The organism is Vibrio sp. 1180_3 (genome assembly GCF_029478545.1).
Taxonomy (GTDB): domain Bacteria; phylum Pseudomonadota; class Gammaproteobacteria; order Enterobacterales; family Vibrionaceae; genus Vibrio; species Vibrio aestuarianus.
Genome location: NZ_SJFM01000002.1, coordinates 33087 through 57091 on the forward strand (window position 1 = coordinate 33087; position 24005 = coordinate 57091).

Consider the following 24005-nt stretch of genomic DNA (forward strand, 5'->3'; position numbering starts at 1 on the left):
TAAAACCTCTTAGTCTTCCTGTACGTTATATTTCTTGTCGAGCGCATTCATGCGCGCAACGTAAATAAAGATTAAGGCAACAAAGGTGTAGATTGACCCTTGTTGTGCGAACCAGAATCCTAATTTAAAACCGCCTAAATGAATCGTATTGAGCGCATCGACAAATAAAACGCCAGCTCCATACGATACCAAGAACCACACCGCTAAGAGTGATCCCATTATTCCTAAGTTTTCCTTCCAGTAGGCTTGCGCGTGTTCTGTAGATTCGAACGACATGGCCTTCTCCTTCCGTTTGCATATGGTGATATTTATCGTGTTAACGTAATGTTACATGCTTAAGATAGCAGCGAAAAATCAACAGATCTGTGCAACTTTAGTCGGGCGTTGGAAAACAAAAAGCGCCCGTAAAATGGGCGCTTAGTGGTAGATAAGGTGAAAATCTCAATGTTAACGTTTTGTTAACTTAGTCTAAGGTCTAAGGTTAGAAATAAAAATCTTTAATGCCGAGCAATAAATTATTAACCGCTACCGCGGCAAGGATCAGGCCCATGACACGACTGATGATTGCAGCTCCTACATTGCCAATTAAGCGCTGAATGGTGGTCGCACCGAGTAGAAGCAATAAAGTGATGATTAGAACGACGAGCATGACAGCGGCTGTAATGCTTTGATCAGCAAAAGAATATCGATGATTATCGGTCAGTAAGACGATAGCCATCATGGCTCCGGGTGAGGCTATCGATGGAATAGCCAGCGGATAAACGGCAAGATTTGCCAGTTCCGAGCGGCTCATCTCTTTCATCAGCTTTTGTTCTTGTTCCGGTTTGCTTTCACCAAAAATCATGGTGAGAGCGAACAAAAGCAGTACTAGTCCACCAGCAGCTTGAAAAGCAGGGAGGGGAATTTGCATCGCTTCGAGCAACATTTGCCCTACGGCTAGGAAAAACAGCAGTACCCCAGCTGAAATTGCGATAGCTTTTAATGCCACTAACCGCCTTTGTTTAGGGGTTAAATGTTGTGTTTGCGAAAGATAAACAGGCACAGAACCTATAGGGTCGATGACTGCCCATAAAACGACGAATTGAGTAACAAGGATACTTAGCAACAGAGATGCCTCCCAGAGTTGGGCCTCAAGCAATGACTATAAAATCATTGGGTTTGAGTACGTGAAACAGAGGGATAAATACGGCTGCAAAATGCAGCCGATGGTCATAACATCAAAATAATGATGAGCCTCAGTATAGCGAGCAATCTAAGGGGCGTGTTAGCCCTTTGTTAGTCTTATTGCTCAGTTTCCATCTGTTGTAACAAAATAACCGCTTGAGTACGGTTTTTTACCCCCAACTTACGGAAAATAGCGGTCATGTGCGCTTTGATGGTGGCTTCTGAAACATGCAGTTCATAAGCGATCTGCTTATTTAGCAAGCCGTCAGATAGCATACCCAGCACTTTATATTGCTGAGGCGTAAGGGCGGCTAATTTTTCGGCCAAATCATTACACGCGGCTTTATTGGTAATTAAGCCTTCAGGGAAGAATGGGTCACCAGCTAATACCTGATTTAAGGCGTTAATCAGGGCGCGCATATCAGTTGATTTAGGAATGAAGCCAAAAGCGCCGTGGCTTTTTACTTGTGATACCACGGAGGATTCTTCACTGGCAGAGACAACCACAATCGGTAAATCTGGGTATTCGGCTCTTAAATGAATCAGCCCCGACATACCGTTGGCTCCCGGCATTTTTAGATCCAGTAGTAGCAAGTCTGGTTCTGGCTCTTTCTCAAGCAAGGCGAGCAGTGCATCAAGCGAGTCAGCTTCGAGTAGATTGGCGCCACTTATCGCCATATGCACGGATTGAAACAGAGCATTGCGGAATAATGGGTGGTCGTCAGCAATAATGATGGTGTAGGTCGAATCCATGACGTTTTACACTTTTAACAATTTCGTTAAATAGATTATTGTCCGCGATGGCTTATTGAACAATCGTTATGCTTTAAAAGTCTGAACCTTATCCACTTTTATCTGCGACAGAATGAATATTTACCGCTCGTTTGTTTTGGTCTTCAAACGAGCGGCTAGCAAGGCTAACGTTTCGTTTAAAGTTGGTGGTCAGCGAGATGCGTTAAAAAGCGATCAGCGCGCATAAAACCAGTAATTCGAGCACTTGGAAGTGCTTCACCCTGTGCGTTCCAAAACTCAATCGTTGGTAAGCCGAGCACTCCCATTGTTTTTAGTAGCTCAATATCTTGAGGTTGGTTGTTGGTCACGTCAGCTTGCAATAACACAAAGTGCTGTAGCTTTTGTTCCACCTCTTGTTGGTGGAAGGTGTACTTCTCAAATTCTTTGCACGCCACACACCAGTCGGCGTAGAAGTCGAGCATGACGGGTTTGCCCGCCATTTTTGCTTGGCTCAGTTGCAGGTTTAGTTCAGACACATTATTGATGCGAATAAACTCAATACTGGGTTGCTGTTGGCTAGTTTGCTGATCATGTCCAAACCATATATCAAGCGCAGGTTGCGCAGAAGCAAATAGCCCAAGCACCGCAATAATGCCGATAACACTCTGTTTCCAACCGCCAAAAGGCAGGGTGTTTTTGCAATGATAAAGCCAGCCAAAAGCGACGATACCTAGCGCTGACCACAGCGCTGTTGACCAGAATTCTGGTAGTAGGCGTTCAAGCAAAAATATCGGAGCTGCAAGCAATATAAAGCCGAACAGTGTTTTGACTTTATCCATCCAGCCGCCAGCTTTGGGCAGTAGTTTGTTACCAAATACGGCCACTAGCATTAGTGGGATTCCCATCCCCATCGCTAATGCATACAGTGCAACACCACCAGTGAGTAAGTCACCACTTTGAGCCACATACAGCAATGCACCCGATAGCGGTGCGGTAGTGCAGGGTGAGCAAACTAAACCCGAAATAGCACCCATAGCGAATACACCGGCACTGTTTCCACCTTGCTGTTTATTACTGAGGTTATTGAGCCAGGTTTGTATGCCACTTGGAAGTTGAATGGTGTAAAGACCAAACATCGAAAGGGCGAGTAATACAAACAAGGCACTGAGGCCAATCAACACATAAGGATGTTGCATCGCCGCTTGAAATTGTAAACCAGCTGAAGCGACAACAAGGCCGAGCAAGGTATAGGTTAAAGCCATACCTTGCACATAAATAAACGATAAACCGAGCGCACGGCGATGGGAAAGTTTACCGCCACCCAACACAATACTGGTCAAAATTGGGTACATAGGCAATACGCATGGTGTAAAAGCAAGGCCAACCCCAAGCGCTAAAAACAGTAATGGCGTCCACCAGTTATCTGCCAAGCTAGAGGCGAGGCTATCTTGCTCTGTGGTAGGAGTTGTTGTTTTTGTTGTCGAAATTGGTTGAGGTTTCGATGCTGCTGGTGGTGCAATATTGGTGCTGGCAATCGCTTGCAGATCAACTACCCGAGTTTCTGGTGGGTAGCAAAAGCCAGCTTTTGCACAACCTTGATATTGCACCATTAGCTTGCCATTGGTCTGCACATTATCAAGCGCTACATTCACAAACAGAGGCTGAGTGTAGATCTTTACATCACCGAAAAACTCATCGTGATAAGGCTGACCATCGACCATATCGATTTTGCCGACAGTCGCGTTTTCTCCGCTGATACTGATACGGTCTTGGTACAGGTAATAACCTTCTTTTACCTGCCAATCAATGAAGACTTGGTTTCCCTGCTGATAAGCATTAAATGGGAAAGCTTTATCAACTGGAACAAATTGATTATTAGACGAAGCAAGGCTAATGGTATTGCTATTGTCAAATGGGTTGTCGTTACCAAACACGGCTAATGCGGGTTGAGAAAGGGTCAATAAACCGAGTAGTAAAAATGAAAAGAATGAGCGCATAAAAAGTCGAGTCTTCACAAGGTTAGAGGCATCTTAACCCAATCAGACCGATTGTAGGTGGAATAAGTTTCATCAAACCGTAAATGTTTTGCTGATTCAGTAAGCACTGACGGAGATGGGATGATTTTTAATTTATTGAAATTAAAAACAGTAAATACCCCATCTTCAAAAAATGGGGTTATTCGCTGTTGGCTGTTGATTGCATTCGATTTAACGCATACCAAGGCGTGCTTTTACTACCGTTTCACAGGCATCAATATTGTTGGTGTCTTTAGGGATAATTAATACCGTGTCGTTGCCTCCTACGGTACCTAAAATTTCTGTGTGAGGATCAATGTCGACCAACCGTGCAACTAATTGCGCGCTACCGGGGTGAGTTTTTACAACCACCATCGATTGGTTATGGGTGATAAATTCAATTTGCGATGAGATAGAGGATTCAACTCGAACCGGCGCAGTTTCTACGGTAATGCAGTACACTTTTTTGCCACACGCATTTTGCACTTTTACTACACCCAGCTGGGAGAGTAAGCGTGAAACTGTGGATTGACTGATCCCTTCATAGCCTAGTTCGACCAATTTAAGTCGAAGCTCATTTTGATTTGAGAAACTCTGCTGCTGTAACAGTTTTTTGCAAGCGGCAGCTAATGTTTTGTCATCGGTTTGCATTGCACCGTGGGGAATTTTTCTATTCACGGGCTGTTCCTTTCTATACGCGCAATAGCGTCTGAGGGTGTTGGTGATCCTTACCATGCCAGCACACTCCCAAAGCCATAGAGTGTGAGTTCATATCATTCGTTTTGTGTGCAGTAGTGTGTCACGGTTGAAAAAATAAACTCGTTATCCCCTTATTACTTAACATGGCAGCGGTATTGATTTGCGTATTTGTAAGTGCAAATTTTTTAGGGGTATATCTGAGTGAAACTGACCGTGATTATTCCTATTCATTAAATGAATACCACATTATGCTGGTAGAGTATCATTAATAAATTATCTTATTGTTGCTAGGGATCACCAAATAATAAACTGGTATTTAGGTGGTTGGTTGGTGTTTTATCTGGTTTTTATGGAAGATTATTCATTGTGAAATGAATGATGTGAGCGGAGAACCCAACGCACTTGGCATGCGTTGGGTAAGTATGTGGAATTAACGATGTTCGGTCATGATCTCACGAGAGAAAACTTTCTCGCAGTAGTGGCATTTAAGCTGGACACTTTCCTGTTTGCTCTGCACTTTAAAGCGGCTTGCGACAGGTTCACCGTGTGAAATGCAGTTACTATTTGGGCAACTGAATACCCCATCAATTCGTTCTGGTAGTGTCAAAGTCAGTTTGTTCACCACTTTGTATTCTTCAATTTGGTTGACGGTTGCTTTCGGTGCATAAAGTGCTAATTGGTTGGCTTGCTCTTTACTTAAATAGACGTTTTCAATCTTAATTAGGTCTTTATGACCTTGTGCTGAAGAAGGTAAGTTGAGGCCAATGGTCACACGCTGATTAGTTTCATTTAACTTAAACAAAGAGAGAATTTTGATCCCAAGGTTGGCAGGAATATGGTCAATTACGCTACCGTTACGAATCGCTTCAACTTGCAATTGGGTTTCTTTTACCATGATATTGTCTCCTGCTTATAGGTTTGGGTTTAGGACGAGAGCCAGTAGCGCTTCACGCGCGTAGACACCGTTTTCGGCTTGTTGGAAGTAGTAGGCGTAAGGTGTTTTATCGACGTCGGTAGTAATTTCATCAACACGTGGCAGTGGGTGTAGTACTTTCAAATTATCACGCGCTTCTTTGAGGGTGTCAGTGGTTAGGATGTACGCTGATTTCATGTGTGCGTATTCAGACTCATCAAAACGTTCTTTTTGTACGCGAGTCATATAAAGCACATCCAGCTCCGCTACGACTTCTTCAATGTTACTGTGGGTACTAAAGCGAATGCCTGCCTCACTGAGTTCTTCACAGATGTAATCTGGCATGGCGAGCACTTCTGGTGCGATAAAGAAAAAGCGCACGTTGTTGAATTTTGATAATGCCTGAGTCAAAGAGTGTACGGTGCGGCCATATTTTAAATCACCAACGAATGCGACGTTTAGATTGTCGAGTGTGCCTTGTGTTTCGTAAATAGAGAACAGATCGAGCAAGGTTTGTGTTGGGTGCTGGTTTGCACCGTCACCACCGTTGACCACTGGGACACCGTTGGAAAATTCAGATGCTAAACGAGCAGCCCCTTCTTGTGGATGACGCATCACAAACGCATCAACATAAGAAGAAATGACTTGTACTGAGTCGGCCAAGGTTTCGCCTTTTTTGGCGAGAGAGGTGTTACCACCATTATCAAACCCAATTACAGTGCCACCCAAACGTTGCACCGCGGTTTCAAACGATAAACGAGTTCGTGTTGAAGGTTCGAAGAAGCAGCTTGCTACCACTTTATTCTTGAGCAGTTCTGGATTCGGTTCAGCCTTGAGCCTAGTTGCGGTATCTACAATCAGTTCCAGTTCTTTGCGGCTTAGTTCTGGAATGGAGATGATATGTTTATTAAATAACGAATGCGCCATAACGTGTCTTCCCTCGATGTCATTCTCTTCAGCGTAGGGTTGAAGAGAAATTTTGCTCAAAAAAAAGCCCCCTAAAATAGGAGGCTTCAAAAACGATCAAAACAGAAAAATAAAACGGCTAATCCCACCAGTGCCGGGCGTAATAAATGGCGTTGATAGTGACAGTATCGGTTCATTTTCTGCTCTGTTTTGACAAATTGCGAAGGATTATACGGACAAAAACCTGCCTTGCAATAGGGTTTTGAAAATATCCAAAAAATGGATTTTTATGCGAAATTGGCTCGTTTTTGTTGTGTTTTCAATTACGTTGCCAACACAAGCGTGAAGTGGTTTTTTTCGGAATTTAGTGATGAAAAAAAATGCGAGCTTTATTCAAGCCCGCATTGAGTTAAATATCGAAGAGAGGGTAATGGCTGATTAATTACCTAAGGTTGCAACCATAATTGCTTTGATGGTGTGCATGCGGTTTTCAGCTTCATCGAACACGATAGAATACTCAGATTCGATCACATCATCGGTCACTTCCACACCTTTTGCTAATACTGGGTACTCTTTGGCAAGTTGTTTACCAACGGTTGTGTCTTCACCGTGGAAAGCTGGCAAGCAGTGCATGAATTTCACATGTGGGTTGCCTGTGGCTTTAAGCATTTCCATATTAACTTGGTAAGGGAGCATCATTTCAATACGCTCAGCCCATGCTTCTTTCGCTTCACCCATTGATACCCACACATCGGTGTAAAGGAAATCACAGCCTTGAACGCCTTCTTGTACATCATCAGTTAGCGTGATTTTTGCACCGGTTTCCTGTGCGATGGCGCGACATTCAGCGACTAATTCATCGGTTGGCCAGAATGCTTTTGGCGCAACAAGGCGAATGTCCATACCCATTTTCGCAGCACCAACCATGAGTGAGTTACCCATGTTGTTACGCGCATCGCCTAGGTACGCAAATTTCATTTCATGCAGACGTTTACCGCGACCATGCTCGGTCATGGTTAAGAAGTCAGCCAAGATTTGCGTTGGGTGGAATTCGTCAGTTAAGCCGTTCCATACTGGTACGCCAGCATAAGCGCCAAGCTCTTCAACGATCTCTTGACCAAAGCCACGGTATTCGATGCCATCATACATACGGCCCAATACGCGAGCGGTATCTTTCATTGATTCTTTATGGCCGATTTGAGAGCCTGAAGGGCCTAAGTAAGACACTTGAGCGCCTTGGTCAAACGCCGCGACTTCGAATGCACAACGAGTACGAGTCGATGTTTTTTCAAAGATAAGCGCGATGTTTTTGCCTTTTAGGCGTGGCTGTTCGTAGCCGTTGTATTTGGCTTTTTTCAACTCAAGTGACAGGTCCAATAAATGTTGGATTTCGCGTGGGGTGAAGTCTAGTAGTTTTAGAAAGTTACGATTGCGTAGGTTAAAAGCCATGATCTTATCCTCATTTGTAACGCTTTCCTCAGATGAGAGAATGGAAGAAAGCGTCAATATTTATTTAAAGTTAAAAACAGATTCGGTTTATAAAATAGGTTTGTTCAACAACACGGTTAGCCACGAGTGATATTGGTGCCCGCCTGGCCTTCTAGGATGCGTAAGCCATCTTGTAGTGCGCCAATGCCCACCACCTTGCCGCCTTGTTTGATAAATTCACAAGAAGCTTCAATTTTTGGCCCCATGGAACCGGCATCAAATTGGTAGTTCGCAAGTTCGCTTGGCGTTGTGCTGCGTAGTGCGTGTTGGGTTGGTTTGCCCCAGTCAAGGTAGACAGCATCAGCATCGGTCAAAATCAGCAGTGCGTCAGCGTTCAATTGTTTGGCGAGGAATGCCGCAGACATATCTTTGTCGATAACCGCTTCGACACCGACTAGTTTGCCGTTTTCGCGTTTCACTGGAATGCCACCACCACCGGTGCAAATCACTAAATGACCAGCATCGATCAACTGAGTAATGGCTTCATGTTCAACAATGCCGGTTGGTTGTGGGCTAGGGACTACGCGGCGGAAATATTGACCGTCTGGTTTGACTGTCCAGTGATATTTTTCTGCCAATTCACGCGCTTCAGCTTCTTGGTACACTGGGCCAATTGGTTTGGTTGGGTCAGCAAAGGCTGGGTCTTTTGGATCCACTGTCATTTGTGTCAACATGCAAGAGATGTTGCGTTCTGGCAGCATGTTTTTGAATTCTTGCATCAACATATAGCCAATCATGCCTTGAGTTTCACTGCCCAACACATCAAGTGGGTATGGCGCGACTTTTTTGTATTCAAGACCTTGTAGTGCAAGTAAACCCACTTGAGGGCCATTTCCATGCACAAGAACCACGTTATATTCTTTAGCGATTTCGGAGATGGTTTTCACTGCTACTTCAATATTACGGCGTTGAACATCGGCTTCTAGTGGCTCACCACGACGAAGTAATGCGTTTCCGCCTAATGCAACAACAACGGTTTGTTTGGTCATAATCATGTCTCTTTAAAGGTGAGTTGAGGCTTGCAGAGGAAATAGCCCCAACTCATTTGTTAACCAGTGAAAGTGGTGTTAGATACCGTCACGCTCAATTGGGCAGCTCATGCAGCGAGCGCCACCACGGCCACGGCCAAGTTCATCACCTGGAATTGGCAATACGGTAATACCCGCTTTGTCGTATTTTTCGTTGGTGTAAGTGTTGCCTTCGTAGCCAATTACCACGCCAGGTTTGACGGTTAGAACATTGTTTGCATCGTTCCACTGTTCACGTTCTGCGTTGAAATTGTCACCACCAGTGGTGATAAGGTTGAGCTTATCGACGCCAAGTGCTTTTTCGATGGCGGTAACGAAGTAACCTTCTTCTTTGATGTTAACTGCACCAGACTCATCGCCTGTTAGGCTCCAGCATTTCACATCTTTACGCATGACTTCTGGGTAAACTGAGAAGGTGTCTTCACGCATATGTGTCATAACGGTATCTAAGTGCATGCAAGAACGGTGTTTTGGTAGTTCCATAGCGATAATCTGCTTAGCTTGACCGTGTTTAAATAGGCCAGCCGCTAAGCGTTCAACACCTTGCGCAGTCGTGCGTTCAGACATACCAATCAGTACCGAACCTTTACCAATGACTAGAACGTCACCACCTTCAATGGTTGAGTTATCGTAATTAATGCTTTCGTCATCACCGAAGTATTTAATGAAGTCTTGACCTGCGAAGCTTGGGTGCCAACGGTAAATTGCACGGACATGGTTGGTTTCACGTTGACGTGCAGGTTTGGCCATCGGGTTAATTGACACGCCACCGTATACCCAACAAGAAGTGTCACGGGTAAATAGATGGTTTGGTAGTGGTTCGATAATGAAATCTGTTGGTGCATGCAAGCCTTGCATCATTGAAGATGATTTCATTGGCATATCTGCGTAAGACAAACCACCAGTCAGAATTTTTGCAAGTTCGAGGTTAGGTAAGTCGCTCAAATAGCAGCGCACGTCATTAGCAAACTTTTTGCCAAGGCGGTAATCCGATACTTGTTGAGTAAGTAGCCAATCTTTCGCAACGGGAACTGCTAGCGTGTCAGCTAATAGATCGGTCAGTAGTAATACTTCAACACCTTGATCACGAAGCGTTTGTGTAAATGCATCATGTTCTTTACCAGCACGTTCTACGGCTAAAACATCATCAAACAAAAGATCGTGACAGTTTGATGGCGTTAAGTGAGTGAGAGAGCGTCTAGGGCGGTGAACAAGAACTCGACGCAATTGACCAATTTCAGAACCAACATATAACTTACTCATAATATTATCTCTCTTAATCTATATGTATTTATTCCATTTTATTTTTTTGAAATTTAATTCAACTTGTTTTGGATAAGTACATAATTATTTCTGTAGGGAATTCAGTATTAATTTGTTTGTTCACTTCCGTGTTCTGAAATTAATATTACCCTTGATTGAAAGATGTTCTTAGAGGTGCATCACAGAATGATTTATATTAAAAATGAACTGTAACCGTCTATTTTTAACAATGTTTATGCATCGGTTTGTTATTTTTTATTTTGATTTTTACATCTTGTTTTTTGGATTAAAATTCACAAATTACCTACTAAGTATCTACTATTTATAATGGTTTGGGTGTTGGTGGGAATTTTATGCATTAACAGTAGGTTTAAAAATGGTGTGGGTTGTCAATTCTATGCATTTTTAAAGGGTATGTAATTGAATGTAACCTAGTGGTTAGTGTGTTTTTAACAAAACTTTTTTAATGAAAGTTGATCATGGTCAGGTTTGAAAATTCAATAGTTCGGAAAGGAATTTTACTTTTTAATAAGTTTAATTTGTTCTCGGATGATATTTTCTAATAAGGCAAATAAATCAGTGATAACGGTGGGGCGTATTTAGTCATAAAAAGTTGTTATTTATCCAAGCAACGACTTCAAGTTGCTTGGGTATAGCCTTCCTACTTGAAGTTGCAGCGGTGTTGGCTATATTCGCTCACCTCAATCACATAGTTTATCTATGCTCATGGGGATTAACTCACTTGCCGCCTACCTGCAACTTCAAATGGTTTGGGTATATGCATTCTTCATATTCGCTGAGTTCGGTATTATTTGTTAATCGATGTTTTGTTCATTCGCTAAGAGCAGACCTATCATCTAGTGTTGTGATGATTGATTGCGATGGGAGAGTAGTGGCGAGGTATCTGATTCTAATTGGTGGTAACAGGCGTTGGTTGATGCGTATGCAAGTTGAAAGAAAGGTGATTGGCTTGAGTTACACGGTATATTAATCAATGTATTAGATGCGAAAAAGCCGCAATAAAGCGGCTTTGAATTAGTGAGAGGAAACCAGTTTATTGAGTTATAGCATAGCACCGATGCTGAGAGACAACATGATGAATACACATAGAATACCCAATAGTGGAGCAACCCATTTCACCCAGCGCACGTAAGGAACGCGAGCGATTGCTAAGCCGCCCATTACTACAGCAGAGGTTGGTGTTACAAGGTTGACAATACCAGATGCAGATTGATAAGCAGTAACCACTAAGTCACGACCAACGCCGGCAAAATCGGCTAATGGAGCCATGATAGGCATGGTAAGTACCGCTAAGCCAGAAGACGATGGTACAAGGAATGAAAGAAGAATTTCTAATAAATACATTACGTTAATGAAAATGATTGATGAAAGGCCAGTCACCATTTGTTCGGCTGAGAATAAAATAGTGTCAGTTATCATACCGCGGTCCATAATAACCACGATGCCACGAGCGATACCAATGATCAGCGCCACACCCAGTAGGTCGCGCGCACCATCAATGAAGCTTGTAGTGAACTCTTCTTCGCTCATGCGAGCAATTAAACCGATGATAATGGTAGCACCTAAGAACATGGCGGAAATCTCAGCCATCCACCATCCGGCAACGGATACACCGTAAATCATCACACCAAAAGCGGCAGCAAAAATTGATAGAATCACTTTACGAGTCGCAGTGAACTCAAGTTTTTCACCGTTTTGATTACCAAGGAAGTGCGCTTTGTTCTCTTCATACTTGTCGTAGACAATTGACTTAGTTTGATCGGCGCGAACCATTTTTGCATAGCGCATAACGTACATTACACAGATGATCCAGCCAACAACCAACATTGCAGCGCGAAGCATAATGCCGTCAGTAAATGGAATGCCAGCAGCGTTCGCGGCAATAACGGTTGCAAATGGGTTGATGGTCGAACCTAATGTACCGATACCCGCTCCAAGCAATACCGTTGCGGCTGCAACGAGTGGGTCAAAACGTGCGGCCATCATCACTGGTACTAGAAGCGTATAGAAGGGAAGAGATTCCTCAGCCATACCATAAATAGTTCCGCCAGCGGCAAATAGGGCCATCAATATAGGGATCATGAGCTCTTCTCGGCCTTCAAGGCGCGCGGTTACTCTTTCTATCCCTGCATCAATTGCTCCTGTTTTGGTTACTAAGCCGAGGAAGCCACCAATCACCAATATAAATAGTGATACGTCAATCGCCGCCGCTTCATAGCTATTGTGGTCGTAAAAACCATCAATCGGAGCCATCAGAACATCAATCACACCTTGTGGGTTGCCTTCAGCGGCCTGATAGGTACCAGCAATGGGCACTTCTTTGCCCAAATCTTCATTCATGGTGCGTTGGTATTGACCTGCCGGAACAATCCAAGTTAACAACGCAACCAGAGCAATAAGAATAAATAAAATAGTATAAGCTGAAGGGAATTTGAAGTTGGCAAAGAAGCCACCTTTCGGTTCCGTAGATACAGTTTGGGTTGTCATAATGTTCTCCTTACACCCAGAGAGTAAAAATATTCTGAGTGTTTTCATCGGCTAATATTCTTAACTCATCCATTATTTATTATCATGAAATAAATGAGTGAATAAAAATTATTGGATATTAAAAATCAATAAGATGGTTAATAAGGTTTGTTTATTATTTTTGAGTTTTTAGGCTCTTGTTTTAAAAGTGTATGTGTGGATTTTAAAGTGAGAGCTTATAACTAACCTAGGGATGCTTCACAAAAAAGTAGAGTGAAAATTGGCCTTGTTTTTTTTGCTGAGTTTATAGAGGGTAATTGTGTGTAAATAATGGAATTATATTCTTATTAATTATGTGGGCTTGCTTTGTAAAGGGCTGCTGTCTAGCTGTGAGTCAATTGCTTGGAATTTTATTCAAAGTATAGAATCTTTAATCAAAATTCATTTTCCGCATTTTCATTGATTTATATCAAATTTAAATGGAAGCTTTGATTGATGAGCATAAGAAAAAGGGAGCCGAAGCTCCCTAAGTATTAATTTTATGGTGTATTACATCAAAATGTTTGTGAATAGTAAGCCAAAGCCTATACTGAAAGCCATACTGAGTAAGCCAGGAATCATGAAACTATGGTTAAAGATATATTTTCCGATACGAGTGGTTCCTGTGCGGTCAAAATCAATTGAAGCAATAATAGGGCCATAATTGGGAATAAAGAAGTAACCATTTACTGCAACAAATACGGCGATAATGATCGCTGGTGGTAACCCTAGTGTGATGGCTACAGGTACTAATACTGCTGTTGTTGCTCCCTGGCTATTCACCATAACGGATAGCGCAAATAGAGCGAAAGCAAATGTCCATGGAGCTACTTCAACCAAACCTGAAACTGCTTCTTTTACCATTGCACCGTGTCCGCCAATAAAAGTATCGCCTAACCAAGCAATACCAAAAATAGCAACGATAGCGCGCATACCAGCGTGGAAGACGGAACCTTGACTTATCGCATTACCATTTGGCTTACAGACCAAAATGATTAATGCTGCAATTGATAACATCACTATTTCAATTGTGTGCGCCATTCCCATCGGAGAACCATTAAACTGAGGGCGTAGACTTGGTATTGCTCCCATAATGACGACGATGAGTGCACCAAACAAGAATAGAGCTACCGACTTTTTAGCCTGTGGAGTGATTTGAATATCTTCAACAGAGACTTCTTGATCCATTTCTGCTCTAAATTCAGGGTCTTGTAGACGACGCTGATATTCAGGGTCATCTTTGAGCTCAATCCCGATTTTATTCACAAATAAGCAAGCACAGGCTAAACCTAGAAAGGTGCTTGGAATAGTTATCATCAGCACGTTGGCTAAGGTGATGCCCTGTGGTTCGAGAAAAGCAACGAGAGCGACAACTGCAGCCGCTATTGGGCTTGCTACGATTGCGAATTGTGAGGCGATAACAGCCATGCCAAGTGGTCGTTCTGGGCGAATGCCGCTACGACGGCTCACTTCAGCGATTACTGGTAGTACTGAATAAGCAACGTGCCCGGTTCCTGCCATCATTGTGAAAAAGTAAGTTACTAAAGGTGCGATAAAAGTGATGTGACGTGGGTTTTTGTGCAGAATATTAGTCGCAATTTTAATGAGATAATCGAGACCGCCAGCAGCTTGCATGGATGCCGCTGCGGCAACTACGGCCATGATCATCAACATAACATCGATGGGAGGACTGGTTGGTTGCATTCCAAACACAAAACTTAGTATAGCAAGGCCAATGCCGCCCATGACACCAAGCCCGATACCACCAATCCTTGCACCAATTAGGATACATCCTAATACGATAAGGAATTCAATTAAGAACATCTTTTTACTCCTAAAGATAATTAAAATATAACTATTCTACCGACTGATTCATGTTCAATTCTGATTTTTAAAATCAATGATTTAAAACAATGTTTTGTGGATTATCGGCTGCTAGAAAGTAAAAAGGCCCTGAAGCAGGGCCTTTTTGGATTACTCGTAGCGTTTCGCTTTGTATTGAGGATGCATAAAGTTTTCGACAGACAGAATGTCATCTAACTCTTCTGCGGTGAGCAGACCGCGCTCAAGTACAACTTCACGTACACTCTTACCAGTTTCTGCACAAATCTTACCGACAATGTCACCTTCGTGGTGGCCAATGTATGGGTTCAGGTAAGTAACGATACCGATGGAGTTGAATACGTAAGCTTCACATACTTCTTTGTTCACAGTGATGCCATCGACACATTTGTCACGCAAGTTGATACAAGCATTAGACAGAATTTCGATAGATTCAAACATGCTTTGTGCAATCACTGGTTCCATTACGTTTAACTGTAATTGACCACCTTCTGCTGCGAATGAAATGGTGTTGTCGTTACCGAGAACTTTAAAGCAAACTTGGTTAACCACTTCAGGAACAACAGGGTTAACTTTTGCTGGCATGATAGAAGAGCCAGCTTGAAGCTCTGGTAGGTTCAGCTCATTTAAACCAGCACGAGGGCCAGAAGAAAGTAGACGTAGGTCGTTACAGATCTTAGATAATTTAACGGCTAGGCGTTTTAGTGCGCCGTGAGTCATTACATAGGCACCACAGTCAGAGGTTGCTTCAATCAAATCTTCAGCGGGCACAACATCGATCCCCGTGACTTCCGCTAGGTGTTTTACTGCTGCCGCTTGGTAACCTGGAGCGGCATTAAGGCCAGTACCGATTGCCGTTGCACCAAGGTTGATTTCAAGTAGCAGCTTTGAGGTATATTCAAGGTTACGAATTTCTTCGTTAATGGTCACAGCCCAAGCATGGAACTCTTGACCCACAGTCATTGGTACCGCGTCTTGCAACTGAGTGCGGCCCATTTTCAAAATACCAGAGAACTCTTGGCTTTTAAGCTCAAATGCGCCTTTAAGGTATTCGATTGAATCAATCAATTTACGAATGCTGTTGTATACCGCAATACGGAAACCTGTCGGGTAAGCACAGTTGGTTGATTGGCTCTTATTCACATGGTCGTTAGGGTTAATGAACTCATATTGACCCTTTTCTTTACCCATCAGCTCAAGCGCTACGTTGGCGATAACTTCGTTAGTATTCATATTAACAGAAGTACCCGCACCACCTTGATAAACGTCGGATGGGAATTGGTCCATGCACTTACCTGTTTCAAGGATCAAATCACACGCTTGGATGATGTAGTTAGCTACTTGGCTTGGCACCACGCCAAGTTCTTTGTTTGCCAATGCGGCTGCTTTTTTAGTCATGATCATGCCGCGCACAAATTCTGGCACATCAGAGATGGTTGCTTTTGAAATGTTGAAGTTTTCGATAGCGCGTAGAGTGTGAATACCGTAGTACGCATCAGCTGGAACGTGACGTTGACCTAAAAGATCTTCTTCAATACGAGTGGCTTGGTTAGCGATAGCTGCTTCAGATAGGGTAGCCATAACAGGATCCTTAGAGAATTATTCTGATAATTAGTGGAATTATTAGCCATTTCTGCAGTTTAAGAATCCATTCGTCAGAGTTTTTGGCTGGAAAATCCATCCTGACTTCTGTGGCACATAATACGCAACCTATAATTAAAAAATAGTAACTTGATCACTTTTTTAGCCAATATTTGATTAAATTTTCATAAGCATCAATATGCGTTAAATTTATGTTTCAAACGCTAGTTTACGTTGGATATTTGCCTAGCAACTGTGATGAAAAAGTAGCAGTTTAAGAGTTGACATAGTACGGGTTTTAGCGTGGAGGGGGTGTTACGTCATTTTATTGTTAACCACATTAAGGGGCTTCTACAGTGTGCCCATTAACGGTTCAATGCCATCTTTGACATACAATCAAGCCAGCTATATTAATCAACTGGCTTGATAAAAACATTAATGGCTTAACAATGTTTTTGTTGAATCATATCAATTGTGAAGATACTTCCATTGTTGGTTAACCCAATTTGGATCGGCAGCATGTCCGGGAAGGAAAGAGGCGTTATTACAATGTGTAGACCATGAGCCAAAGCATTGATAAACACCATGTCCTTGGAATTTTACCACGGTACCATTCCCGTAAGAACCAAACCCATTTGGATACACATAGTCGTAATCACCTCCACCAGTATTAATCGCGGTGACATTTACTGATACATTCGCTGTATCACTAGTTGTGCCATCATTGACTGTTAATGCGAATGTCAATGTTTGATCGCGATTCTCTAAAGATTCCGTATTAACGGTGATTCTTGCTTGGCTAGTATCGCCCAAAGCGATTGGTTTGCCTGCGGTTTGCGTCCAATGATAGGTTAAAGTATCGCCATCCACATCGGTTGATTGGCTGCCATTAAGTATAAAACTCGCTCCATGCTCTACAGTGCTCACATTCACTCTAGCGTTCGCTTCAGGAGCATGGTTCGTATCTGTGCGCAGTGTCAGTATGACGGTATCGCTATCTTTTTTCCCCGACTCGTCTTGTACCAAAAGTTTAACTGTAATTGAGATACTATCTGATACTTCAAACCCTTTTTTAATTTTAATTTTAGGCGTTTCAGTGCGATTTTCTCTCAGAACGATAGCTTCTCTCGCAACCCCCTCTACTGTCTTAATTGTCCATTTAAAATCGAGATTTTCTCCTGTTGAATTGGAACCATTAAGGTAATAAAACTGATTTTCGACAAATTGAGCTTGGATGTCAGCCCCAGCATTAGCCTCGGTATGTTCAACAATGGGTACATCAGTTTTAGCATAGTGAGTGCGAAGGTCTGTGTGTGCTATTTTTTTCCAGTAGCTATTGTCTACTTGGCTTTCGCTAGGGAAATAATAATAAGGCGATTTAGTCAACTGATAGTAATAGATACCTGTGCTGCGGACATATCTATAAATATCATCGACGTGAGCAGTTTGTCTATCCCCCCACACTGAATCTCTAAAGTCCCATGCTTTGAGATCATCAATACCAAACTGCTTTTTAATAATATCGTCGGAGTAACTAGCGTGTGATTGATGTAGGTTAGGTAAAGCAATTCGCGCACCGCTGGCTGCTGGAAACTGCGTTTTGCCATCACTTACATCCACTTTAACAATAACAATGGAGTTGTGAAGTAATCCATGCTGCGGTGCTTTAAAAACAGCAGCATTGCCTTGTGATTCGATTAATTCGAATCCTTCCGGAGTATGGAATTGATACGATAACGTATCGGATCTGTTGCGATTAGTCACATTGGCAGTGACAGTAAAAGTCTCACCTGGAGCAATGACTTTAGGTAAAACTAATTCCGTATTAATATTTTGTTGTGATAGCGGATAGGTAAAAGGCTTGTTCTGATCGGTGTTTTGCCAAATAGGTTTATCTAGGGTAGTCAGATTTAATGCCTGCAGTTTCTGCTTAGTTTCTTGCGTCGCGCTCAGCCCCCAAGTTTCGAAAAATGGAGTCAAGTCAAACCCTGAAACTCGACTGCTTTCCAAAATAAACAATTGTTTTTTATCGTCATTAGTTAATGGTAATTCGCTTGTTGGCATTGTACGTATTCGGTTACCTAAGCGAGCATAGAAGTCTTGGCCAAAGGTTAGATCAAGTTGCCAGAACATCGCAACTTTAACGAATAGGTCGCGGCATTCATCGTAAGCTTGATGGCTATTAACAAAAGAGAATACGTTGGACCAAATCAGTCGTGATGAATGCCCAAGAGCACGCTGCACATAAAGAGACGTTAAGTTAACCGTCACTTCACCAAGGCCATCCCAAGTCATGAAGGGTAATTGGTAGTGATGTCCTAGTTCATGCCATGGTCCCCAAGAGTTAGAAATTTTTGTTGTAACATCGTTAAAGCCACTTTCGTTAGCACCCAACCAATAACTAGAGGCTGACATATAGCCACCAGTATTATTTGGCTTTGATTGGAATAAATATTGTAATTTAGTTGCAGAATGTGGGGGATTATTATTATCTCCTAACCCATATTGCTCTTCAGTTAAGTTAACGATATGATCCCAAGTGCTCATGATCTCTGTTGGATTAGTTATTTTATTCATATGAGTCATGGGTAACGTGATAATCATTCTTTTACCAACTAACTCGCCATATGGTGCCGTATTATAACGAGATAACATTTCTTGCCAGTCATCATCACTGTCCTCATTTAAAATAAAGCGTGGCATTTCTCGACCACCACTTAATATATTGAATGTCAGTGATAAATCCGACTCTGGGCTCATTGGTGCATAATAAATTACGCCACTTTCTTTAACGTTAATCCGGTTATTACCTGCTTCAATGGTAATTTTTTGGGGGGATAGGTTAGCTTCATCTCTATATTGAATTGGAACTATCCATATTTGGGGTTTATCTTTAAGATTAGCACCATCATAGTTATAGTTAATAACCAATTCATCTCCTTTTTTTGCCCAGAAGCCAGATGACTGAACTGGATGTGTTAGGTTAGGACGACGTTGTTCTTCTACAAACCTCTCAGGACTATATCTTTGTTCTACTGTGACTTCTCTACTCGGTTCTGCTGCTTTTACGCTAGTTATAGTTGTAAAAAAAATGGCCAATAGAATTGACTGTGAGATTAGATTTTTTTTCATCATAAACCTTATTTGTTGATGTTAAACGAGGAGCGATTAAAACTCCAAGTACAATGATTTTAAATCATTTACAAATATAAACTTGAGTCAATGTTATATTTGTATTGGAGGGCTAATTCATTGTTGTTTATTATTGCTATTGTTTATTTTTAATTAAATTCAAACCATTGCTATTAACAGTGTTATTTTTCCAATGTGGGGTTCACATGAATAAAGTGGACGTTTTGGTGGTGTATATTTAATTTTCTGGTTTTATGTGAATTAGATTGAACTTGAGATGCTTTGGTATCGACATAGGATAGATATTATAAGCTTTGAATCTCTATGCTTGATGATAAAAAATGATGCGCCTCCGTTGTTAAATGATAGTAATACGCATACGAGATAGCCGATAAAGACTAGCCACAAAACCAAAGTTTTTTATTGTGTTGAGTGCTCGTATTTTTATACTATTTATTGATTGTTATGATGAAATTGAAAATAGTTTATGAATTATGAATTATGAATTATGAATTATGAATTATGAATTATGAATTATGAATTATGAATTATGAATTATGAATTGTGAATTGTGAATTGTGAATGTGAGCATGAAGTTGAGAGATATAAAAAGTAAATTTTTTACATCTCTTTGATTTAGGCAGGGAGCACAATTACAAATTGTGACATAAGTTAGTGGAGGATTAGGTTGTCGCTGTGCTTCACTACTTGCGGCCACAGAGCGTAGGCGCTAATGTGTAGAGCAACAAAGGAGGGCGTGTGTTTCCTATCTTACTTTTACTCTTTATTTTTGTACCGATTATAGAAATTGGTCTGTTTATTCAAGTTGGTGGCATTTTAGGATTGTGGCCAACGATCGCATTAGTGCTGCTTACCGCATTTGTTGGCGCATCTTTAGTTCGTAGCCAGGGTCTACAAACTTTACTGAGTGTGCAAAATCGTTTGCAACAAGGGGAATTACCCGCACAGCAGATTTTTGAAGGGGTTATGTTGGCGGTGGCTGGCGTGTTGTTGTTAACCCCCGGTTTTATGACGGACGTGCTCGGGATGTTGGTATTGCTACCTGCGCCACGAGCAATAATCGCCAAGTATCTGATGAGTAAAATGGTGGTAAAAGGTATGGCGAGTGGTTTTCATTCTAACCCTTATGAACATGACCCTTTCCATCACGATTCCCATCGTTCGTCAGAGCAAGGCGATACATTTGAAGGTGAGTTTGAACGTAAAGATAACGACCGCAATAAACTCAATTAAATAAGGCTCGTTGCCCCACATCACTGAAGTTACAACTTCAAGTGATGTGGGGGGCGGGTCTTTTTACTGTTATTATTTACGCTTTTAAAATAAATGTTAAAAATTAAATGTCGAAATAGTTTGCTTAGTTAAATTTAAAGGCCTATAGTGGCCTCGCTCTGTTGTTCAGGGTTATTAATGAAACAAAAAATAAAAGTAAAAGTAAATTCTCAGAATCCCATCGTAAAAGTTGTTGTCCTCAGTGTTTCCCTTACCTTATTAGTAACATTAAATAATTCAATCTTTCAGTGCATTGTGCATAAGCACGATAACTCTATGAATTTAAATAAAAGGGACACATTATGTCTAACAAAACAACTGGTTCTGTAAAATGGTTTAACGAAACTAAAGGTTTCGGTTTTCTTACTCAAGACAACGGCGGCGCTGACGTGTTCGTACACTTCAATGCAATCGCTTCTGACGGTTTCAAAACTCTAATTGAAGGCCAAAAAGTGTCTTTCAATGTAGAAAACGGCCAAAAAGGCCTACAAGCGGCTCAAGTAACCGTATTGTAATTCTGTCCAATATACAGAATATAGAAAAGGTCGCCTAGGCGACCTTTTTGCTATCTGCAGGTTTGTTTCTTAACTATTTGGGGCTGTTACTGTGCGCCTTCAAAGCCCATTTGACGCCATGCTTCAAACGCAATAATGGCGACCGCATTCGATAAATTTAAACTGCGAGCTTCTGGCATCATCGGTATACGGATACGCTGTTCCATCGGTAAGCTTTCAATCACCTCTGCTGGTAATCCTCTGGTTTCAGGGCCAAACATTAGCACATCACCTTTTTGAAATTTTGCATCAACATGATGACCGGTTGTTTTGGTGGTACAGGCAAAAATTCGATAGGTTTGGCGTTCATTGTTTAGGTATTCCATAAACGCATTAAGATCTTTATGGCGTGTTACTCGCGCTAAATCATGGTAATCGAGACCTGCACGGCGCACTTTCTTTTCTTCTAAATCAAAACCAAGTGGTTCAATTAAGTGTAAGTTGGCACCACAATTGGCGCATAAACGAATAATATTGCCAGTGTTAGGGGCGATTTCAGGCTCGTAAAGTGCGATATCAAACATCTTATAACGGCTCTTGAGGGAATATGTGTGGCCAGTATAAAGGGGTCGCCGCATTGGTTACAAGCAACCACTTTATAGGGTGAGTTTGAATCAGGCGTTAAGTGGCAATGTAATTTGTACTTTTAGGCCGCCTAACTCGCTACGACTGGCTGTAATGGTTCCGCAGTGTTGGCGAATAGCACTTTCTGTGATGGCAAGACCTAAGCCGGTTCCGCCACTGTGGCGATCTCGCGCGGTTGATACGCGATAGAATGGACGAAAAATATCGTCCAACTCATTGTCAGGAACCCCTTCACCGTTGTCTTCAACACTGACCAAAAGCGATGCCTTGTCGGTAGAAAAAGTCACTTTTATCTGATCTTCACCATAGTAAATAGCGTTACGTACGATGTTTTCTAGCGCACTCATTAAGAGTTTCGGGTTGCCCACAATTGATCTATCGGGAATGTGGTTATAGCTGAGAGCCTTATTTCTTTGCTCCGCTTCAAATTGAGCATCATTCAGTAGTTCTTCCCATAAGCTAGACAAAGGCTGTGTTTCGCGACTTAAATGGCTGTCGGTTTGCATGCGCGAAAGCTGCAATAGCTCTCCGATCATTTGTTCTAGGCGTTGCGCTTCGGTATCAATCCGTTCTAATTCAGAGCTCTCACCTTGTTTGCGAACCGCAAGTGCATTTGCCATGCGCAGCCGTGTTAGTGGTGAGCGTAACTCGTGAGAAATATCAGATAACAACCGTTGCTGTCCCGAAATCATCTGGTTCACGGCTTCGACCATCTGGTTAAAGCTTTCTCCTGCTTGACGAAATTCATTGGTGCCTTTTTCCAATTGTGGATCAACCACGAATTCGCCACGAGCAACCCGTTTGGCTGCTTGCTCTAAGCGGCTTGCTGGTTTGCTCAATGCCCATGCTAGCCACAATAATAGTGGGGTACTGACGAGCATCACCGCAAGCAGCAATTGAAAGGGGCGATCAAACAATTGTAGTAAGAATGGGGGAGGCTCATTCCAGCGAATACCGACGTAAAGTAATAAATCTTGTTTGGCGAGAGTGATCGGTACCGGACCTGCCAGCATGTATTTGCCGTAAAGCTTTTGTTGTGGCTTATCAATCGATTCAATACTAGTGACAAAATTCTGTAACACCTTCAATTTGAAGTCGGTTTGAGTCTTTGTGGTTAAAATGGTGCCATCTAGCTGGGTGATAAAAAAATGGGGACGATTAATATTATCGCGTTTATGACCTTCTCCACGTTGCATGTTGCTACTGCTTTCTAGTTGAAAAAGAATTCGCGTTAATTCGTTGTCGTTTTTAAAGGTATGCTCAATCTTTTCTTTCAGCATCTCAAGGCGTTGATATTCATCACTAGGAAGATCGCGTGTTTTACGAGGGTCAAGGTGTGGCAAAGCTAGCACTGCAATCAGTACCAGTAGCATCGTGAGCCAGAAAATGGCAAAAATACGGCCATAGAGGCTATTTATTTTGGGTAGGTGCATTAATCCTCCAAAATCATTAAATAGCCACGACCACGTAGCGTTTTGATGCGTGGCTTACCATCAATGCGCTCTGGTAATTTTTTTCGTAAATTTGAAACGTGCATATCAATTGCGCGGTCAAATGCGGCGAGTCTTTTACCTAATACGTCGATACTGAGGTTTTCTTTAGTGAGTGTTTCTCCTGGGTTTTGCACAAAGTGTGTAAGTAGCGCAAATTCAGTGGTGGTCAAGTCGAGTAATTGACCTTGGCAATAAGCTTCTTGTTTACTCGGATAGACCTGAATGTCCTGACATTCGATAACATCACTCGATTTGGTGCTGTTATTGGGCTGTGATCGACGCAAGATAGCGCGGATGCGGGCCAGTAATTCGCGGTCGCTAAAGGGTTTGGGCAAATAGTCGTCAGCGCCCAGTTCCAAGCCAATTACTCGGTCGATTTCTTCGCCTTTAGCGGTCAGCATTAACACTGGAGTACACCAGTTCTCTCGTAGCCGTTTGAGTGTTTCCATGCCATTAAGCTTGGGCATCATCACATCCAGCAACACTAAGTCAATGCCGCTATGTATCGTAGCGAGACCGGCTTCTCCATCATTGGCCTCTGATACTTCAAAGCCTTCATAGCTTAGAACTTCTTTGAGTAAGCTTGTTAACTCGGTATCGTCATCAATTAGAAGAATATGTGCCATGTGCAGCCTCGTGCGTTATCAGGTTATTTGGGTATAGTTTACTGTGAAATAGCGCAGATATTCAGTGGGTGAGTCGCTCTTTACGATTCTTTACGCTCACTATACGTCGCTTTACCTTGTAGCATCTATTCTATATTCAAGCGCTGAGAACACAGCCTCTTAACA

19 protein-coding genes are annotated in these 24005 nt (G+C 42.2%); 2 read left to right on the forward strand and 17 right to left on the reverse strand.

Translation table 11 applies throughout. The features are described 5' to 3' along the window. Positions 1-9 precede the first annotated feature (9 nt). From EYW48_RS01745 to EYW48_RS01810, 14 genes are all read right to left on the reverse strand, one after another. Complete coding sequence (locus EYW48_RS01745) at positions 10-276, reverse strand: DUF4212 domain-containing protein (protein WP_053309638.1); 267 nt, start codon at positions 274-276, stop codon at positions 10-12. A gap of 205 nt (positions 277-481) precedes the next feature. Continuing rightward, positions 482-1105, reverse strand: a complete 624-nt coding sequence (locus tag EYW48_RS01750; protein ID WP_053309637.1) for a MarC family protein — start codon at positions 1103-1105, stop codon at positions 482-484. 176 nt (positions 1106-1281) lie between these two features. Next, the gene (locus tag EYW48_RS01755) at positions 1282-1917 is read right to left on the reverse strand and encodes a response regulator transcription factor (RefSeq protein ID WP_176246549.1); all 636 of its coding nucleotides are present in this window, start codon (positions 1915-1917) and stop codon (positions 1282-1284) included. A 176-nt stretch (positions 1918-2093) separates the two neighbouring features. Next, complete coding sequence (locus EYW48_RS01760) at positions 2094-3893, reverse strand: protein-disulfide reductase DsbD (protein WP_277431805.1); 1800 nt, start codon at positions 3891-3893, stop codon at positions 2094-2096. 210 nt (positions 3894-4103) lie between these two features. Beyond that, the gene (locus EYW48_RS01765) at positions 4104-4562 is read right to left on the reverse strand and encodes an arginine repressor (RefSeq protein WP_277431835.1); all 459 of its coding nucleotides are present in this window, start codon (positions 4560-4562) and stop codon (positions 4104-4106) included. 478 nt (positions 4563-5040) lie between these two features. Then, on the reverse strand, positions 5041-5505 hold the full coding sequence (pyrI, locus tag EYW48_RS01770; RefSeq protein ID WP_053309633.1) for an aspartate carbamoyltransferase regulatory subunit: 465 nt from the start codon (positions 5503-5505) through the stop codon (positions 5041-5043). A gap of 15 nt (positions 5506-5520) precedes the next feature. After that, positions 5521-6450: an aspartate carbamoyltransferase gene (gene pyrB / locus EYW48_RS01775; protein WP_053309632.1), complete on the reverse strand. Its 930-nt coding sequence runs from the start codon at positions 6448-6450 to the stop codon at positions 5521-5523. A gap of 417 nt (positions 6451-6867) precedes the next feature. Next, positions 6868-7878 carry an ornithine carbamoyltransferase gene (locus EYW48_RS01780; RefSeq protein WP_171980179.1) on the reverse strand — a complete coding sequence of 337 codons (1011 nt, stop codon included), beginning with the start codon at positions 7876-7878 and terminating at the stop codon, positions 6868-6870. Positions 7879-7994: 116 nt separating this feature from the next. Beyond that, positions 7995-8906, reverse strand: coding sequence for a carbamate kinase (gene arcC, locus EYW48_RS01785; RefSeq protein WP_176313056.1), 912 nt, complete (start codon positions 8904-8906; stop codon positions 7995-7997). A gap of 78 nt (positions 8907-8984) precedes the next feature. Beyond that, positions 8985-10208, reverse strand: coding sequence for an arginine deiminase (gene arcA / locus EYW48_RS01790; RefSeq protein ID WP_274675853.1), 1224 nt, complete (start codon positions 10206-10208; stop codon positions 8985-8987). 1062 nt (positions 10209-11270) lie between these two features. Then, positions 11271-12716: a YfcC family protein gene (locus EYW48_RS01795; RefSeq protein WP_176247043.1), complete on the reverse strand. Its 1446-nt coding sequence runs from the start codon at positions 12714-12716 to the stop codon at positions 11271-11273. 528 nt (positions 12717-13244) lie between these two features. Further along, on the reverse strand, positions 13245-14558 hold the full coding sequence (locus EYW48_RS01800) for an anaerobic C4-dicarboxylate transporter (protein ID WP_176247116.1): 1314 nt from the start codon (positions 14556-14558) through the stop codon (positions 13245-13247). Positions 14559-14708: 150 nt separating this feature from the next. After that, complete coding sequence (gene aspA / locus EYW48_RS01805; protein WP_053309626.1) at positions 14709-16157, reverse strand: aspartate ammonia-lyase; 1449 nt, start codon at positions 16155-16157, stop codon at positions 14709-14711. A 468-nt stretch (positions 16158-16625) separates the two neighbouring features. Next, positions 16626-19289: a M60 family metallopeptidase gene (locus tag EYW48_RS01810; protein WP_274676413.1), complete on the reverse strand. Its 2664-nt coding sequence runs from the start codon at positions 19287-19289 to the stop codon at positions 16626-16628. Positions 19290-20048: 759 nt separating this feature from the next. On the opposite strand from EYW48_RS01810, the gene EYW48_RS01815 reads away from it, so the two are divergent. After that, on the forward strand, positions 20049-20543 hold the full coding sequence (locus EYW48_RS01815; RefSeq protein WP_053309624.1) for an FxsA family protein: 495 nt from the start codon (positions 20049-20051) through the stop codon (positions 20541-20543). A gap of 341 nt (positions 20544-20884) precedes the next feature. Further along, a complete protein-coding gene (locus EYW48_RS01820) occupies positions 20885-21097 on the forward strand; it encodes a cold-shock protein (protein ID WP_013855834.1) in 213 nt (70 codons plus the stop codon). An 86-nt stretch (positions 21098-21183) separates the two neighbouring features. On the opposite strand, the gene trmL is transcribed toward EYW48_RS01820, so the two are convergent. The 3 genes from trmL to EYW48_RS01835 form a co-directional block, all read right to left on the reverse strand. Next, a complete protein-coding gene (gene trmL, locus EYW48_RS01825) occupies positions 21184-21660 on the reverse strand; it encodes a tRNA (uridine(34)/cytosine(34)/5-carboxymethylaminomethyluridine(34)-2'-O)-methyltransferase TrmL (protein ID WP_053309623.1) in 477 nt (158 codons plus the stop codon). Positions 21661-21750: 90 nt separating this feature from the next. After that, a complete protein-coding gene (gene cpxA / locus EYW48_RS01830; protein WP_277431806.1) occupies positions 21751-23154 on the reverse strand; it encodes an envelope stress sensor histidine kinase CpxA in 1404 nt (467 codons plus the stop codon). Beyond that, the gene (locus EYW48_RS01835; protein WP_053309621.1) at positions 23154-23840 is read right to left on the reverse strand and encodes a response regulator; all 687 of its coding nucleotides are present in this window, start codon (positions 23838-23840) and stop codon (positions 23154-23156) included. The genes cpxA and EYW48_RS01835 overlap by 1 nt, the downstream gene beginning before the upstream one ends. Between the last annotated feature and the right edge of the window lie 165 nt (positions 23841-24005).

Coding starts and splice junctions, on each gene's coding strand:
- EYW48_RS01745 (WP_053309638.1), bottom strand. CDS start 276: ATGTCGTTCGAATCTACAGAACACGCGCAAGCCTACTGGAAGGAAAAC.
- EYW48_RS01755 (WP_176246549.1), bottom strand. CDS start 1,917: ATGGATTCGACCTACACCATCATTATTGCTGACGACCACCCATTATTC.
- EYW48_RS01760 (WP_277431805.1), bottom strand. CDS start 3,893: ATGCGCTCATTCTTTTCATTTTTACTACTCGGTTTATTGACCCTTTCT.
- EYW48_RS01765 (WP_277431835.1), bottom strand. CDS start 4,562: ATGCAAACCGATGACAAAACATTAGCTGCCGCTTGCAAAAAACTGTTA.
- pyrI (WP_053309633.1), bottom strand. CDS start 5,505: ATGGTAAAAGAAACCCAATTGCAAGTTGAAGCGATTCGTAACGGTAGC.
- pyrB (WP_053309632.1), bottom strand. CDS start 6,450: ATGGCGCATTCGTTATTTAATAAACATATCATCTCCATTCCAGAACTA.
- EYW48_RS01780 (WP_171980179.1), bottom strand. CDS start 7,878: ATGGCTTTTAACCTACGCAATCGTAACTTTCTAAAACTACTAGACTTC.
- arcC (WP_176313056.1), bottom strand. CDS start 8,906: ATGACCAAACAAACCGTTGTTGTTGCATTAGGCGGAAACGCATTACTT.
- arcA (WP_274675853.1), bottom strand. CDS start 10,208: ATGAGTAAGTTATATGTTGGTTCTGAAATTGGTCAATTGCGTCGAGTT.
- EYW48_RS01795 (WP_176247043.1), bottom strand. CDS start 12,716: ATGACAACCCAAACTGTATCTACGGAACCGAAAGGTGGCTTCTTTGCC.
- EYW48_RS01800 (WP_176247116.1), bottom strand. CDS start 14,558: ATGTTCTTAATTGAATTCCTTATCGTATTAGGATGTATCCTAATTGGT.
- aspA (WP_053309626.1), bottom strand. CDS start 16,157: ATGGCTACCCTATCTGAAGCAGCTATCGCTAACCAAGCCACTCGTATT.
- EYW48_RS01810 (WP_274676413.1), bottom strand. CDS start 19,289: ATGAAAAAAAATCTAATCTCACAGTCAATTCTATTGGCCATTTTTTTT.
- EYW48_RS01820 (WP_013855834.1), top strand. CDS start 20,885: ATGTCTAACAAAACAACTGGTTCTGTAAAATGGTTTAACGAAACTAAA.
- trmL (WP_053309623.1), bottom strand. CDS start 21,660: ATGTTTGATATCGCACTTTACGAGCCTGAAATCGCCCCTAACACTGGC.
- cpxA (WP_277431806.1), bottom strand. CDS start 23,154: ATGCACCTACCCAAAATAAATAGCCTCTATGGCCGTATTTTTGCCATT.
- EYW48_RS01835 (WP_053309621.1), bottom strand. CDS start 23,840: ATGGCACATATTCTTCTAATTGATGACGATACCGAGTTAACAAGCTTA.